Source organism: Sphingobacterium sp. WM (genome assembly GCF_029542465.1).
GTDB lineage: Bacteria > Bacteroidota > Bacteroidia > Sphingobacteriales > Sphingobacteriaceae > Sphingobacterium > Sphingobacterium cellulitidis.
Genome location: NZ_CP120709.1, coordinates 4177164 through 4192166, shown reverse-complemented (window position 1 = coordinate 4192166; position 15003 = coordinate 4177164). Strand labels below are relative to the sequence as shown.

Below are 15003 nucleotides of genomic sequence, written 5' to 3'. Positions count from 1 at the left end.
CAAATGCACGATGAAAGGATTCATCGTGGAAATCAAAAAAGATTAACAGAATTTCGGAGGTTGCCAGATGGCAGAACGGTAATTGTTATCAGAAAATGTATCGTCCAAAGGCAAGGTTTTGGGTTCTTTGCCTACAAGTTTTTTGGTTTCTATATCAAAACTAAAAGGGGGGACAAGTACAAAACTGATATTCAAAACATCGATATGTACGATAAACGGTAATTGTTTGTCTTGTTCATAATCGTCATCGTGTGGATGGTTTTCCAGATGGCTCCCGGCGTAATGAACTTCCAAAAATTGCAAAACAGTAACCTCCGGATTTTTTTCTTTGTGATCGAAATAATGCTCTATAAGTATAGGAAACTTCAATAACTGACCTAATTCAGTTGTCGAAATTAAATACACAGACAATAATAATATTGAAAACATTTTTTTCACTTAACAAAGTTAATAAAAAAGTCTGCTCTCTTTTATAAGACGCTGTAATTTAAAATATTTCAAAATAAATGATTTAAAAATTCAATATTATCCCTCCTGTATCAAATGCTGTAAATTCGGGTCGTTCTTTATACGCTCCATTTCACTTTCCACGATATGAACAATGTCTAATTTTATCTGACGATAATTGTTCTCAATATCCCGTTTCATATTATCTTCTCCCCTTTCATCGACAAAGGATAAAATTTCCGGTATCTTCTGGTACGCTTTTGTTTCGGCAGCAACTTTCTCGTTATCTACTACAATTTCTGCGTGAAATATCTTTTGTTCTATACGTTCGTCAAAGTTATCGGACACTGAACCGACAAACATACCTTGTGTAAGTGTACTGATTTTTGAAGCTGGAATAAGACTGTCTAATTGGGTAGAAATTGAAGTTGATTTGTCATTTCGGTTAATCGTCATACTTTGGCGTTTCTGTAATACTTTCCCAAAGCGTTCTGACAGGCTCTTTGCCGTTTCGCCCACGACCTGACCGCTAAAAATATTACCGACCGTGTTCTGAATTACCTTAGCTTCCTTATCTCCATAGTCACGAATTAATTGGGAAAAATCCTGAAAGCCTAAGCAAACCGCTACCTTATTACTTCTCGCCGTTGCAATAAGATTGTCCAAGCCTCTAAAATAAATTGTCGGTAACTCGTCTATAATGACAGGTGCTCTTTGGAGGCCATAACTATCTATATATGGAGCTGGAGTTGGCAAATTCATGGAAACAGGGCCTGGGATATGGCCTGGGGGGAGTCGGTGGAGCTGCCATTGCACAGAACGCCATAAAGGGAAAAGGCATCGTATGGAACATCCACGACAAGCAGTTCAATATTTTCAGGAGCTGTAAGGATTTCAATGAATTCATCTTAGAGAGATATCCCGAGGGCGTTCAGGAATGCATAGATAGACAGCCCGATCTTCAGCAGGTTCGAGCAGCTGTTGAAAAGATCAAGTAGACATTGACAATTCATTTTGTGTGTTATTTTGTTTTCATTCTCTATCGATTATCCCTAATTTTATTTTAGGGTCATATCGCTTTTTTATTAAAATCCTCATTGATAATGTAAAACGAACGTACCATACCGGTGCTATAAAATTCAAAAGGAAATTCATTATTATTGCACATTTGATTAGAGCATGGATGGTCACAGGATATTTTCCAGAGTTCTTTATTTTATGAACTGAAAACACTAATACAGTTTATCACAAATTTTTCTAGATTGTCTTTTTTTGGAGGGTTACAATTACTTCCATAATTGTTCTTCATTTTGCTGTGAACAGTGAATTTAATAAGGATAATTACTCTTATACTTTTGGCAGGTTTGTTTGGCTATGAGAAGTAGATTTTGACCGATTAATGAACTCATTTTGTAATAAAATTATTTTTTATAATTCCTTGTGTCATTTCTTTTTTTTAGAAAGATCATAAAGAGATGGACTGTGACCTGTGTTGTTCTTATAAAAATGAGAAAAATGGCTTTCATCATTAAATCCAAATTCTTCAGCAATTTGGCTCATGTTAAATTGTCCAGATTTCAGTCTTTTATTAATAAGCATCAAACGGTAATGATTAAGGTATTCTCGGTAATTTATATCAAAATTACGTTTGAAATAGGCACTGAAATACGTAGTGGCAATGTTGAAATGTGAAGCAATATTCTTTATTTTTACTTTGTCAGGAATGTAAATGTGCTGATGGATATATGAAATCAATTGTTCCCTTGCTGGAAAATGGTCATTTCCGTTAAGCGACATATCCTGCATAGCTTCCTTTATAATGCCGAAAACAGAAAGCACCTGATGAAAAACGACAGGTGATGTAACAACATTATGCGAGTTGTTGTAAAGAAGTATATTATCAATTGTATTTCGTAGTATTTGATGAATTTCCGGGCTAAATTCTAATTTAACTTCCTTCAAGATTTTGTTGTTCATAATGCTTTCAGGATTGTTATTCATATAATCTTGAAATTTCCAGTGCTCTTTACTGCTAAAATAGTCATCTGTAAATTTAATGCAGATGACCCTGGTTTTTGTATCCATTTTAAAATTATGCTCATCCTCCGGAGAAATCACAAATAAGTCTCCTGAACAATATGAAAGATGATTTTGATTAATCTGATGAATCCCCATTCCATCATAAATATACACCAGCTCAAAATAATTTTGACCGTGAATCGTAAGGTGAAACGAAGCTTCTTCAAAATCTAATATTTCTAACGGGAAAAACTGTTTTAGTTTAGTCATGCTTTGCTCTCTCAAAAATTACTTGTTCGTTTTTATTTTTATTTGCTCTATGACGATAGTAGCGACAAGAGAGAGAGTACATCCGGCAACAGATTCAAGAAAACGCATTAATCCTGACCGCCAGACAATTTCAAAAGCTTTGTCATGGGTGCTCAATCCAACAATAATAACAGTAATACATCCAATTTTTAACGCTCCTGTCCATTTAAAAACAGAAATAAAAATACAGGTACAGAACAATGCAATGCCAATTGACAAAAAAAGATTTGTAGTAAAGTAAACTATTATTGTTGTCAGCAAAACTCCTACAAATGTGCCCAAAAGTCGGTCTTTCATCAGACTTTTAGCATTTTTTGGGAGGTCATCAAAGACCACAATAGCGGATACGGCACACCATATACCACTTAAATAATCATCAGAAAGTTGTAGTAACTTATTAATCCCAAGACCTAAAAAATAAGAAATTAGGATAACAAGCGTAAGTAAAGAAGCTTTTACAACAATACCGGCATCTGGGGGGTCTTTAAAAATTTCAAATTTCACAAATTATTTTTCAGATAGGTTAATATAACACAAATATACAAACCTTTATTTATTTTATACATACATGGCGGTATTCCAATCTGCTAATTTTGCATAGTTAAAATATTATTGAAATTATGGTCAATTTTGTGATGATAGCATTCTGCATAATTGCCGGAATGATATTTCGAAAAGCAAAATTAATTCCGCAAGATGCACATAAGGGAATCAACACATGGATTTTATATCTGGCACTCCCTGCTGTTTCTTTTAAATATATTCCTAAGATTGAATGGAGCAGCCAAATGTTATTTCCTGCTCTTTCTCCTATATTGGTTTGGGCTGGATGCTGGATTTTTATGGAATTTTATTCCCGGTACAAAGGGTATGGTCAACGCTCCCGAAGTACACTTGAGCTTGCTGGAGGTTACAGCAATACGTCTTTTATAGGGTTTCCATTGATTATGGCATATTATGGCGAACAAGATTTAAGCATAGCCATCATTTGCGACCAAGTGATGTTTGTACTTTTATCCACTGTAGGTATAATTTCAGCAATTAAAGGAAACCGTTCAGATAAAGAAGGAATAAAAGCATCAGTTTTGGTTAAAAGATTGCTGACTTTTCCGCCCTTTATAGGTTGTATGGGTGCACTTATCTTATCTAAGGTGACAGATTTGAGCATAGCTGAACCTTTCTTTGATAAATTGGCAGCTACGGTAGGACCATTAGCTCTTTTTTCCGTAGGGTTACAATTGAAATTTAAGGGATGGAAACAGGAAATCTCCCAGATTTCAATGTCCATGTTATACAAATTAATGATTGCTCCGGCATTGGTTTTAATTGCTTCAATTTTGTTAGGAATTAAAGGAGATATTGCACGTATAAGCGTATTTGAAGCAGCAATGCCCACCCTTATTACTTCCAGTATTATTGCAGAACAATTCAGGCTTAATGCGAGGTTAATTAACCTGATTATCGGAGTTAGCATTTTAGTTGGTTTTATTACTACAGCATTCTGGAACAGCATTATGCAGTTATTGGTTATCTGACAGATTTTAGAATGATTAAATCTTTTCTACATCATTTTGTCATCGTTCTACAAATAGACTTGGCTGATAATAAAGTAAATTTGTAATATAAAGAACAGATAGCTAACCTTAGAAAGATGAAATATGGACAATTTCAAAGATAAAACAGTATTTGTAACCGGAGCAGGTGGCGGAATTGGAAAAGCAATTGCTTTGACTTTTGCTAAGAAAGGTGCCCATGTAGCTTTGGCAGATGTAAAAAAAGAATTCGTAGAAAAAGTGGCTAAAGAAATCAAATCAATTGGAGGTAAAGCTTTGGCCTTGGCTGTAGACGTAACAGATTATGCTTCCGTAAAAAGTGCAGTAAGTGAAACAATAAATACCTTTGGAAGTTTAGACGTAGCCGTAAATAACGCTGGTGTAGTGGGTATAGGAAGTATCGAGGAAATAGACGAACATGAATGGGACAGAGTACTTTCGGTAAATGCAAAAGGTGTTTTTATATGTACTAAAGCGGTGTTAGAAGTCATGAAACCACAAAAAAGCGGAGCCATTATCAATACGGCCTCTATAGCCGGCAAAATGGGTATGGCACATTTATCACACTATGTAGCTTCTAAATTTGCGGTGATTGGTTTTACCAATAGTATTGCAAAAGAGGTTGCCGAAACGGGAATTACCGTAAATGCTATTTGCCCTGGTATCATTGGTACAGGGATGTGGCGTGGTGAAGGTGGTATCGCAGACCGCTGGAAACAAGCCGGAGAAACCGAAAGTCAGTCATGGGAACGTAACAAGAAAACACTGATACCGCAAGGTGTGGATCAGAGTGCAGGGGATATTGCTGATGCGGTTTTATTCATCGCTTCTGCTCCCCATATCACAGGGCAAGCCATAGCTGTTGATGGTGGGATGACTATGTAAAAAAGTATTATTAATAAATAAATAAATCAAGAAATGAAAACGCAAATTGGAATTAAAAGCGAAAACAGACAGGCAGTAGCCGAAATTCTTTGTAAATTATTGGCAGATGAATTTGTATTGTACACCAAAACAAGAAATGCACACTGGAATGTTGAAGGACCTGACTTTCATTCTATGCACATTTTCTTCGAAGGTCAGTATCAACAATTGGCAGACTTGATGGATGGTGTAGCTGAACGTATCCGTACGATAGGTCATTATGCCCCCGGAACATTAAAAGAATTTTTGGAACTTACGCATCTTAGCGAAGTCTCTAACCAAAAAAATGACAGTGCTGGTTTTATAACAGAACTCTTGGCTGATCATGATACTATAATCGATTTTATCAGGGGTAGTATTGATGCGGTTCAGGAAAAATATAACGATGCCGGTACCAGCGATTACATCACCGGATTTATTGAAACCCACGAAAAAATGGCGTGGATGTTAAGAGCACATTTGAAGTAGTAATCTATTAAAATCTCTTATATTATTGAACAAATGCAACAAATGCAACGTTTAGTTAAACAAGTTGCATTTATTTATTATAGCTTATTAGGATAGATCTCAATTTCTATTTTTTAGTAAATTCTGATTTCGCCAAATGTTTTTAAAATTTAGCATTATTCCGCTTAATAACCTAATCTTGTTGTATACGTTAAAATCTTAGGTAGGTCTGAATATCAAGTTATTGTGGTTTCCATATGACAATTTCTTATAAATATTTGAAAAGAATTAATGAAATTTATTAGAATTAATCGATAAAAAGGTATAAATGAAGTAATTAACTTGCAATTTGGTTGATTTCCATAAATTGGTGGGAAAGTTTCCTAAACCCCATCTGTGATAAGTTTATCCAAAAACTCAAAGTAGTTTTAGGAAATTTTTTTGCTTCTTTTTGTATATTTCTTGTTCTGTTTTTTCAGTTGGTCCAACGTAAATATATGGTTTAGTAAATTTTCATTCAAGTATAAAATTTAATATTATGAATTAATACTTTAGCATGTAATGAACTTATCGACAATTAGACTCCCTAAAAACATTAATCAAAAATCCAACCTGTAATCCTTCATTATGGGAAATTAGAGGTCTCAAAGCTTTCTTGGAGGACCCTTTGAAATAACTTACTGTTTCCTTTAAATCAACCGTCACAAATACGTCACAGCTGTAAATTTTAAATAATAAAAAGAAGTTCATAAATTGTTATAGTAAACAGGAAACAAAGATTTTTAACTTTGTTGACGAACGCTGACCTGTGTACTCAAAATCTGTGGGTCCATGATAAACAAAATTGCCAAAATTGCACTTGCTTTCGATTCCTGTTGAATGCTGTATTAAAAGATGGTGAAAACGGCACAAAAACATTCACGGAAAAAAAGTAGAAAATAAACAGTATATATCTCGAAAACTCACGCATCAACTCATACAATTTTTTGACCCAAAGTGTCTTCCATTTTTTAACATTTTTCCCTATACGGCCTAGTTTTATGATCATGGCAAAATAAAATTGCATTTATTATTTTTTTGTTTCATTATTATATCGTAATATTGCAATATAATAATTTAAAAATGGGAGCAACAAAGACAGATCATTTTACGGACCGCCAAAACCAGATTGCGGTTATTGCTAAAGCATTGGGCCATCCTGCAAGGGTTGCTATTATAGAATATCTGCTAAAAGTCAATACCTGTATCACCGGAGATATTGTCAATGAGCTGCCACTAGCACAGCCAACCGTATCACAGCATTTGAGAGAATTAAAAAATGCGGGATTAATACAAGGGAGCATTGAGGGAACATCTGTATGCTACTGTATTGACGAAAATACTTTCAATATATTGAAAGAGTATTTTTCAAAAATAATTTCTACAGTAACCAATCAAAAATGTTGTTAATGATGGAAACTGCTTTCATTGTATCTTCGGTATTCCTGATCAGCTATTCATTATTGGCAGTATTTGATGGTGTATTTTTGCATCTTTACAAATATCGCCTCTATGAACATAAGGAAAGCCGTTTTGAACATCTTATTCATACGATGCGGGCCTTTTTATTTACAGGTATACTTGTCTCTTTATTTATAAATATCGAAAACAACAACCTGTTTGTATTCGGATGCCTTTTGATTGTTGCGGATATCATTACATTGGTGTTGGATGCTTATGTGGAAAAAGACAGCAGACAATTTATGGGTGGACTTCCCCGTTGGGAATATATTATCCATCTGCTGGTGAACGGCTTACATTTTGCCGCTATTGCCATATTTTTAGTGATCAAACTCGATTTTCAATCTAGCGGTATATCGTTAGTAAATAAGTTTAGCCATAGCGCAGGCTATGATACTTTCCAAATTATAGCTAAAAATCTACTGCCGGGAGCGATTATCATAAGCCTCTTACATGTGCTGCTTTACATTCCCAGATTCAGTAAGTATTTTAATAAATTACAGCTAAAGTGCTGTTAAAAAATTTGCTTGAATTTATCGCAATATTGCATTATAACTATAAAATATAAAACAATGAAATTATCAGAAATCAAAGAAATCCTTCCAACATTGAAGAATGTTGAATTTCAATTAGAAAACGGAACATTTGTACCAGAGCATTTCCATGTGACCGAAGTCGGCCAGATCAATAAAAGATTCATTGACTGCGGTGGTGTAATACGTGATGAAAAGGCCGTGAACTTTCAGCTATGGAACGCCGATGATTATGAACACCGATTAAAACCCGGAAAATTATTGCATATTATCAGCCTTTCGGAGGAAAAATTAGGCATGGAAGATGCCGAGATCGAAGTGGAATATCAAAGTGACACAATTGGGAAATATGATCTGGAATTCAATGGCAAAACTTTTATATTGAAAAGTAAGACTACTGCCTGTCTTGCACAGGATGCATGCGGGATACCTTCCGAAAAGCAAAAGATAAATCTTTCTGTAGTTACAGGTACTGAAAATAATTCGTGTACACCGGGTGGAGGATGTTGCTAATTCGCTGTAGAATGTCAGATGTCTTTTAAATAACATGTATTAAAGCTAAATCAATGGATGAGATCTTTGATGTTATTGTTATTGGCGGAGGCCAAAGTGCGCTAGCATGTGGATATTATCTAAGGCGGGCAAAACTGAAATATCTTATACTGGATAAACAGGATATTCCTGGTGGTGCCTGGCTCCATAGCTGGGATAGCCTGACCCTATTCTCTCCAGCAGATTACAGCTCTTTACCGGGATGGCTGATGCCAAAATCTGAGCATCGGTTTCCGCTCAGACAAGAAGCAATTGACTATTTGCGTAAGTACGAAGAGCATTATCAACTGAATGTGAGGAGGGGTGTTGAAGTTGTTGAAATTAAAAAGGATGGGATTGTTTTTAAGGTCCTTACCCATCAGGGGGCTTTAAAAGCTAAAACAGTTATTTCGGCAACTGGGACATGGGGCAATCCGGCTATTCCAAAGCTAGCAGGAATAGAAGATTTTAAGGGGCTTCAAATTCATTCAGGAAAGTATAAAAATCCAAAAGACTTTACTGGACGGAAAACGCTGGTGGTAGGCGAAGGTAACTCCGGTGCCCAGATTGTCGCAGAGGTCTCAAAAGTTACCGCTGTAAAATGGTCAACCAAAAAGGAACCTGAATTTTTGCCTGATGAAGTAGACGGATATTATCTGTTTAACGTAGCCTCGGCGCGATACAAGGCCGAAAAAGAAGGCAAACCCTTCGATGCATCGCAGTATAATCTAGGAAATATCGTCATGGTTCCATCTGTTAAAGAGGCCCAAAGCAGAGGCGTATTAGTGTCAAGCGGCACATTCGATAAGTTATATGATAAGGGGGTGATTTGGCATAGTGGGGACAAGGAGGAATTTGATGCTATTATTTGGTGTACAGGATTCGGTTATGATACTTCTTATCTGAAATCATTGATACACATAGACGAAAAGGGCGTTGCAAAGACCAGTGAAAGTAAATCATTAGAAATGCCCGGATTGTGGCTCGTCGGATACGGCAATTGGACCGGTTATGCATCCGCCACAATCATAGGTGTAAATAAAACAGCAAAACAAACAATACTTGAGATTGAAGAATTTTTAAAAAATAGTAACTAATATAGTATGAAAATTGCATTATTCAGCGATATACACGCCAATTTACCCGCTTTGTAAGCTTTCTTTGAAGATGTCGATAAAAGAAATCCAGATAGTATCTATTGTTTGGGTGACCTGGTAGGTTACAATAATGGCCAAACGAAGTGATTAACGAAATCCGTAAGCGGAAAATTCCAACCATTGCAGGAAATTACGACTTCGGTATCGGACGTATGAGCAATGAATGTGGCTGTGCCTATAAAACCAATAGTGAAAAAGACAATGGCAATATCTCCAATTCTTTTACAAATTCTATCATGAAGGACGACGAACGTGCCTATTTGCGCACGCTCCCTGCCCACATCAAAGTTGAGTTTCAGTTGAATGAAGATAAACTCAATTTGCTTCTGGTGCATGGCAGCCCAAGAAAGATTAATGAATATCTTTTTGAAGACCGTGAGGAAAAGAGTATGCTCAGGATTATGGAGCAGGCTGATGCAGATATTATGTGTTTCGGCCATACGCACAAACCTTACCACCGCATTTTAAATTCTGGATCCGAAGACCAGGCTCATTATCGTCATGCGGTCAATATCGGTTCGGTTGGTAAGCCCAAGGATACTGATGTCCGCGGTGCTTATGTCATGCTGACCATCAATGAAAACAGCTCTATACTGAACAAAGAAAGTATCGGTGTCGAGTTTATATGATTTGATTATGACGTTGGAAAAGCAGCTAAGGCAGTAGAAGAAAGCCCCCTGCCCAATGAATATGCAGAAAATCTAAGAAGAGGCTATTAATCTTAAACCATAAAAATGAACCACAAAATTATAACGACCATTGAGTCTATTTTAACAAATAGTATTTCAGAAGAAAGAAAAACAGTTTTACAGCCCCTGGCAGACTACATACAGAGGAAGGTAAGAGAGAACCAGACAATCCGGTTAAATTTCATCTGTACGCATAACAGCCGCCGGAGCCATTTATCACAGATCTGGGCCCAGACAATGGCCTATCATTTTGGAATTACTAATGTGTTTTGCTATTCAGGTGGTACTGAGGCAACAGCAATGTTTCCCAAAGTGGCAGAAACATTGAGCGATCAGGGGTTTCAGATTCAGAAGCTCAGCGGAACAGAAAACCCTGTCTATGCAATTAAATATGCCGAAAATGAGGCCGCGGTTATCTGCTTTTCCAAAGAGTATAACAGCGAATTTAATCCAAAAAATGAATTCGGTGCCATTATGACCTGTAACAATGCAGATGAAGGCTGTCCTTTGGTTTTCGGAGCAGAGGCAAGATTCCCGATAAAATACGATGATCCTAAAGTCTCAGATAACACTCCACAGCAAACAGAGGTGTACGCGGAAAGAAGCTTACAGATTGCAGCAGAAATGTTTTATGTTTTTTCACTGGTAAACAAATAGCATGGAAATAACAGCAATCGGTAAGGAGCATTATTCGAATATCTCCAGAATATACAAAGAAGGCATTGAAACAGGCCATGCCACTTTTGAAACAACAGCCCCAGCGTGGGAAGATTGGGATAAAAGTAAACTAAAACACAGCAGGTTTGCAGCAGTAGTTGATGGTATCATCGTTGGCTGGGCAGCCCTTTCGGCAGTGAGCGACCGTTGCGTTTACGGAGGTGTTGCAGAAGTAAGTATTTACGTTACTAATTCTCATAAAGGAAAAGGAGTCGGAAAGACTTTGATGGCCAAGCTAATTGAAGAAAGCGAAGCTTATGGAATTTGGATGCTTCAAAGTGGAATGTTTCCTGAAAATGAAGGAACAGTAGCGCTTCATCAGCGCTATGGTTTTAGAATAGTCGGTTTCCGTGAAAAAATAGGAAAACTGGGAGACACCTGGCGCGACACGATCATTATGGAAAGAAGAAGTAAAACAATAGGAATAAATTAAAATAATATGCAGCCAAAATTAAAATTTCTCGACAGATACTTAACACTTTGGATATTTCTCGCTATGGCAGTTGGCGTAGGCCTGGGCTTTTTATTTCCCGGCACTTCAAAAGTAATGGATTCACTATCTATAGGTACAACTAACATTCCATTAGCCATTGGACTAATCTTAATGATGTACCCGCCACTCGCTAAAGTTGATTATTCCCTTTTACCTACTGCTTTTAGGGATAAAAAGGTAATCAGTCTATCTCTATTATTGAATTGGGTCATAGGCCCTATTTTAATGTTTATCCTTGCCATTTTGTTTTTAAGAGATGAGCCGGATTATATGATCGGATTAATTCTTATTGGTTTGGCCAGATGTATTGCAATGGTGATTGTATGGAATGATCTCGCTAAAGGAAACCGTGAATACGCAGCCTTATTAGTCGCCTTAAACAGTATCTTTCAGGTATTTACTTATAGCTTCTTTGTATGGTTATTTATCAATGTACTGCCAGGTAAATTAGGACTAGCCAACTTCGATGTCAGTGTTTCAATGAAGGATGTCACAGAAAGTGTATTGATTTATTTGGGTATTCCTTTTCTTGCGGGCTTTTTGAGCCGATATATCTTAGTGAAGTCAAACGGGATAGAATGGTACAATAGAAAGTTTATTCCCACAATATCACCCATAACATTGTATGCCCTATTGTTCACGATTGTCTTAATGTTTAGCCTCAAGGGTGAAAAAATAGTGGAACTGCCGATGGATGTAGTAAAAGTAGCGATACCACTGATAATATATTTCGTACTGATGTTTTTTGTGAGTTTCTTTGTAAACAGATCAATGAAGGTTCCCTACGATAAAAATGCATCCATTGCATTTACGGCTACTGGAAACAATTTTGAGCTGGCAATTGCTGTCGCCATCGCAGTATTTGGCATCAATTCTCCTCAGGCATTTGTTGGTGTTATTGGTCCCTTAGTCGAGGTTCCTGTTTTAATACTTTTGGTTCGGGCCAGCCTTTGGTTAAAGAAAAAATACTATACCTAGAACATTCGGGGGCATAGTTTTAGTTCGATCACCTGAAATAATTTTGTGTCCCTGTTGTTCTATTACCTATGATTAAAAAAAGGCTTATTCCCCCTTATTTTTAATCAATTAATTCAACATAATTTAATAAATTTGCGCAATGAGGTATTTATCGTTCATCATGGCAATAATGGTCTTGGTCTTATCGGCCTCACCTTGCTTTATTGAGGATAAATGTCTTGAACAAACATGCATGTCAACAGAAGATCAACACCAAAATGACGATGATTGTGGAATGTCCTGTTGTTCTCCTTTTTCCAAGTGCAATACCTGTACAGGCTTTGTTGTAACTTCTTTTTGTTTTTCATTAGTTTCGCCCGGAAAATTACAGATAATAAAATTGGGTTCATTATCTGCTCCGACGATTTTAGATTTTCCCTACTCTACTTGGCATCCGCCACAGTTAGCTTAATATACCGTGCTCTGCACAAAAAGGTAGGAACAGCACTTTCCAACTATATTTCTCCTTTACAATAATATTAAGCATATTTCATGAAAAATATATTCATCGTGTCATTATTCATGACATTCAATCTTTGTGGTTACGCCCAAAGTATTTTTAAGGCCGTAGTTAAAGACGGTGAACACAAGGAAGTTTTAATTGGCGTTACTTCGGAGGTAGTAGGAACCGAAATTGCGGCAACTTCAGATCAAAGTGGGAAAATTACGTTGATCGATATTCCCGATGGATCGCAAACTATAAAGTTCAGCTATGTTGGTTTTAATGAGCGTATTGATACATTTCAATTTCCGTTAGAGGACACAAGCTTTATTGAGATCTTACTGGAGGAAGCCAGCGAAAAGTTGGAGGAAGTCGTAATTTCATCTACAAGAAGTACGAGGACCATACAAAATACGCCGACCCGTATTGAGGTTATCGGAAGTGAGGAACTGGACGAAAAGGGCAATATGAAAGCGGGGGATATCCGCATGCTTTTGAGTGAAAGCACAGGTATTCACGTACAAACAACTTCACCCATCAGTGCCAACGCAAGTATTCGTATTCAAGGGCTCGTCGGACGATATACACAAATTTTAAAAGACGGCTTCTCTCTTTATTCGGGTGCTTCAAGCGGATTGGGCTTGTTGCAAATTCCACCGCTTGACTTAAAGCAGGTCGAAGTTATCAAAGGTTCAACCTCTACCTTATATGGTGGCGGCGCAATAGCAGGTTTGGTAAATCTCATATCCAAAACACCAACGGAAGAACGGGATATGCGTTTTCACTTAAACGGTACGTCGGGCAGAGGATTGGACATTAACGGTTTTTATGGACAGAAGTTTAAGAAGATTGGAACAACCATTTTCGCTTCGCATAATCGCAACGGGGCTTATGATCCCGCAAAAATAGGACTTTCGGCAATCCCTAAGTTTGAAAGGTATGTACTGAACCCTAAGTTATTTGTTTACTTCAATGATAAAACAAAAATGAACTTTGGTATTAATACCACCATTGAAAACCGCTTGGGTGGCGATATGCTTTACATCAAAGGAAACGGAGATAACATCCATCAATATTTTGAAGAAAACAAAACACAGCGTTATTCTACTCAATTTGTTTTTGACCATACTGTAAACGAAAACAGTTCTGTAAAATTAAAAAACAGCGTAAGTTATTTTAACCGGAATACGGCTATTCCGAATTACGAATTTGAGGGAACGCAAACCGCTACTTTTACGGAAGCAAGCTATAGCCACTGCAAAGAAAAATCAGAGTGGGTAACAGGCTTTAATATTTGGACGGACAATTTTAAAGAAAAACAGATTACCCCATTTCCGTTGAGGGATTATAACCAAACCACATTCGGGGCTTTCGTTCAAAATTCTTTTAAGGTCACGGATTGGCTTCAATTGGAAACGGGCTTAAGGGCAGACTATGTTATAGATTATGGCGCTGTGTTCTTACCAAGAGTATCGGCATTGTTTAAGATTGCAAACGGATTGACTTCACGTGTCGGTGGTGGATTTGGCTACAAGACGCCAACCATTTTTACAGAAGAAATTGAACGCATACAATATCGCAAAGCAATGCCAATTGACGACGAGATCAATAAATTGGAAAAAAGTTATGGAGCAAATGCAGACATCAATTACCGCACTAATATTGGCGAGGATTGGACTTTCAGCATAAATCAATTGTTTTTTTATACTTATCTGGATAATCCTCTGTTGCTTCAAAATGCATTGCCAGATCTTTATCAGTTCGTCAATTCACCGGGTTACATCCATACAAAAGGGACCGAAACAAACGTAAAGATCGGCTATGATGATTTAAAGATGTTCTTGGGCTATACTTATACCGATACACGTTTGCTTGAAAACGGAAGAAATACAGATAATCCTCTGACACCAAAACACCGAATCAACTCTGTTTTGATGTATGAAGTAGAGGATAAATGGAAGATTGGCTTGGAAGCTTATTATTTCAGTCCCCAAATACTGAACGGCGGAACAACCGGAAAGGACTATTGGACCTGTGGCTTTATGGCTGAAAAGATCTGGGAACGGTTCTCCCTGTATCTTAATTTTGAGAACTTCCTTGACACAAGGCAGACACGTTTTGATACTATTTATACTGGTACAATTACAAATCCTGTCTTTAATGACATTTACGCACCATTGGACGGATTCGTGATCAACGGCGGTATAAAAGTTAAACTTTAAACT

Annotated in this window: 16 protein-coding genes and 1 pseudogene; 13 read left to right on the top strand and 4 right to left on the bottom strand. The window is 37.0% G+C overall.

Annotation, left to right across the window (positions count from 1 at the left end):
• Positions 1–42: 42 nt before the first annotated feature.
• Entirely contained in the window at positions 43–438 is a 396-nt protein-coding gene (locus PZ892_RS17780) for a hypothetical protein (RefSeq protein ID WP_066852706.1), read from the bottom strand.
• Positions 439–525: 87 nt separating this feature from the next.
• A pseudogene (locus PZ892_RS17775) lies at positions 526–1170 on the bottom strand (TraM recognition domain-containing protein); the annotation flags it as partial.
• Positions 1171–1184: 14 nt separating this feature from the next.
• On the opposite strand from PZ892_RS17775, the gene PZ892_RS17770 reads away from it, so the two are divergent.
• Positions 1185–1445 (top strand): hypothetical protein, encoded by a 261-nt coding sequence (locus tag PZ892_RS17770; protein WP_045754276.1) that lies wholly within the window; start codon positions 1185–1187, stop codon positions 1443–1445.
• Between the two features lie 445 nt (positions 1446–1890).
• Here the strand turns inward: PZ892_RS17770 and PZ892_RS17765 are convergent, their stop codons facing one another.
• Both PZ892_RS17765 and PZ892_RS17760 read right to left on the bottom strand, forming a co-directional pair.
• Positions 1891–2736 (bottom strand): AraC family transcriptional regulator, encoded by an 846-nt coding sequence (locus PZ892_RS17765; protein ID WP_045754275.1) that lies wholly within the window; start codon positions 2734–2736, stop codon positions 1891–1893.
• 18 nt (positions 2737–2754) lie between these two features.
• Complete coding sequence (locus tag PZ892_RS17760; protein ID WP_045754274.1) at positions 2755–3279, bottom strand: FUSC family protein; 525 nt, start codon at positions 3277–3279, stop codon at positions 2755–2757.
• 116 nt (positions 3280–3395) lie between these two features.
• Here PZ892_RS17760 and PZ892_RS17755 point away from each other — a divergent pair, with 116 nt between their 5' ends.
• The 12 genes from PZ892_RS17755 to PZ892_RS17700 all read left to right on the top strand — a co-directional run bounded on the left by PZ892_RS17755 (position 3396) and on the right by PZ892_RS17700 (position 15000).
• Complete coding sequence (locus tag PZ892_RS17755; RefSeq protein WP_045754273.1) at positions 3396–4310, top strand: AEC family transporter; 915 nt, start codon at positions 3396–3398, stop codon at positions 4308–4310.
• Positions 4311–4433: 123 nt separating this feature from the next.
• Positions 4434–5213: an SDR family NAD(P)-dependent oxidoreductase gene (locus PZ892_RS17750; RefSeq protein ID WP_093099832.1), complete on the top strand. Its 780-nt coding sequence runs from the start codon at positions 4434–4436 to the stop codon at positions 5211–5213.
• A 33-nt stretch (positions 5214–5246) separates the two neighbouring features.
• The gene (locus PZ892_RS17745; protein WP_093099830.1) at positions 5247–5720 is read left to right on the top strand and encodes a DNA starvation/stationary phase protection protein; all 474 of its coding nucleotides are present in this window, start codon (positions 5247–5249) and stop codon (positions 5718–5720) included.
• Positions 5721–6821: 1101 nt separating this feature from the next.
• The gene (locus PZ892_RS17740; RefSeq protein WP_093099816.1) at positions 6822–7148 is read left to right on the top strand and encodes a metalloregulator ArsR/SmtB family transcription factor; all 327 of its coding nucleotides are present in this window, start codon (positions 6822–6824) and stop codon (positions 7146–7148) included.
• Complete coding sequence (locus PZ892_RS17735; protein ID WP_139185507.1) at positions 7148–7717, top strand: hypothetical protein; 570 nt, start codon at positions 7148–7150, stop codon at positions 7715–7717. The genes PZ892_RS17740 and PZ892_RS17735 overlap by 1 nt, the downstream gene beginning before the upstream one ends.
• A 54-nt stretch (positions 7718–7771) precedes the next feature.
• Entirely contained in the window at positions 7772–8245 is a 474-nt protein-coding gene (locus PZ892_RS17730; RefSeq protein ID WP_045754520.1) for a DUF6428 family protein, read from the top strand.
• A 53-nt stretch (positions 8246–8298) separates the two neighbouring features.
• Positions 8299–9360 carry an ArsO family NAD(P)H-dependent flavin-containing monooxygenase gene (locus PZ892_RS17725; protein WP_093099813.1) on the top strand — a complete coding sequence of 354 codons (1062 nt, stop codon included), beginning with the start codon at positions 8299–8301 and terminating at the stop codon, positions 9358–9360.
• 143 nt (positions 9361–9503) lie between these two features.
• Positions 9504–10049 (top strand): metallophosphoesterase family protein, encoded by a 546-nt coding sequence (locus PZ892_RS17720; protein ID WP_229678254.1) that lies wholly within the window; start codon positions 9504–9506, stop codon positions 10047–10049.
• Positions 10050–10154: 105 nt separating this feature from the next.
• Positions 10155–10766 carry a protein-tyrosine-phosphatase gene (locus PZ892_RS17715; RefSeq protein ID WP_093099812.1) on the top strand — a complete coding sequence of 204 codons (612 nt, stop codon included), beginning with the start codon at positions 10155–10157 and terminating at the stop codon, positions 10764–10766.
• Between the two features lies 1 nt (position 10767).
• The gene (locus PZ892_RS17710) at positions 10768–11259 is read left to right on the top strand and encodes a GNAT family N-acetyltransferase (protein WP_093099810.1); all 492 of its coding nucleotides are present in this window, start codon (positions 10768–10770) and stop codon (positions 11257–11259) included.
• Positions 11260–11265: 6 nt separating this feature from the next.
• On the top strand, positions 11266–12297 hold the full coding sequence (gene arsB, locus PZ892_RS17705) for an ACR3 family arsenite efflux transporter (RefSeq protein ID WP_093099809.1): 1032 nt from the start codon (positions 11266–11268) through the stop codon (positions 12295–12297).
• Positions 12298–12828: 531 nt separating this feature from the next.
• Positions 12829–15000, top strand: coding sequence for a TonB-dependent receptor (locus tag PZ892_RS17700; RefSeq protein ID WP_277711758.1), 2172 nt, complete (start codon positions 12829–12831; stop codon positions 14998–15000).
• The last annotated feature ends 3 nt before the right edge of the window (positions 15001–15003 follow it).

Excerpts from the sequence above, each read along its gene's own strand:
- PZ892_RS17765 (WP_045754275.1), bottom strand. The coding sequence starts at position 2,736 with ATGACTAAACTAAAACAGTTTTTCCCGTTAGAAATATTAGATTTTGAA.
- arsB (WP_093099809.1), top strand. The coding sequence starts at position 11,266 with ATGCAGCCAAAATTAAAATTTCTCGACAGATACTTAACACTTTGGATA.
- PZ892_RS17745 (WP_093099830.1), top strand. The coding sequence starts at position 5,247 with ATGAAAACGCAAATTGGAATTAAAAGCGAAAACAGACAGGCAGTAGCC.
- PZ892_RS17725 (WP_093099813.1), top strand. The coding sequence starts at position 8,299 with ATGGATGAGATCTTTGATGTTATTGTTATTGGCGGAGGCCAAAGTGCG.
- PZ892_RS17730 (WP_045754520.1), top strand. The coding sequence starts at position 7,772 with ATGAAATTATCAGAAATCAAAGAAATCCTTCCAACATTGAAGAATGTT.
- PZ892_RS17755 (WP_045754273.1), top strand. The coding sequence starts at position 3,396 with ATGGTCAATTTTGTGATGATAGCATTCTGCATAATTGCCGGAATGATA.
- PZ892_RS17740 (WP_093099816.1), top strand. The coding sequence starts at position 6,822 with ATGGGAGCAACAAAGACAGATCATTTTACGGACCGCCAAAACCAGATT.
- PZ892_RS17750 (WP_093099832.1), top strand. The coding sequence starts at position 4,434 with ATGGACAATTTCAAAGATAAAACAGTATTTGTAACCGGAGCAGGTGGC.
- PZ892_RS17770 (WP_045754276.1), top strand. The coding sequence starts at position 1,185 with ATGGAGCTGGAGTTGGCAAATTCATGGAAACAGGGCCTGGGATATGGC.
- PZ892_RS17700 (WP_277711758.1), top strand. The coding sequence starts at position 12,829 with ATGAAAAATATATTCATCGTGTCATTATTCATGACATTCAATCTTTGT.
- PZ892_RS17735 (WP_139185507.1), top strand. The coding sequence starts at position 7,148 with ATGATGGAAACTGCTTTCATTGTATCTTCGGTATTCCTGATCAGCTAT.
- PZ892_RS17710 (WP_093099810.1), top strand. The coding sequence starts at position 10,768 with ATGGAAATAACAGCAATCGGTAAGGAGCATTATTCGAATATCTCCAGA.
- PZ892_RS17715 (WP_093099812.1), top strand. The coding sequence starts at position 10,155 with ATGAACCACAAAATTATAACGACCATTGAGTCTATTTTAACAAATAGT.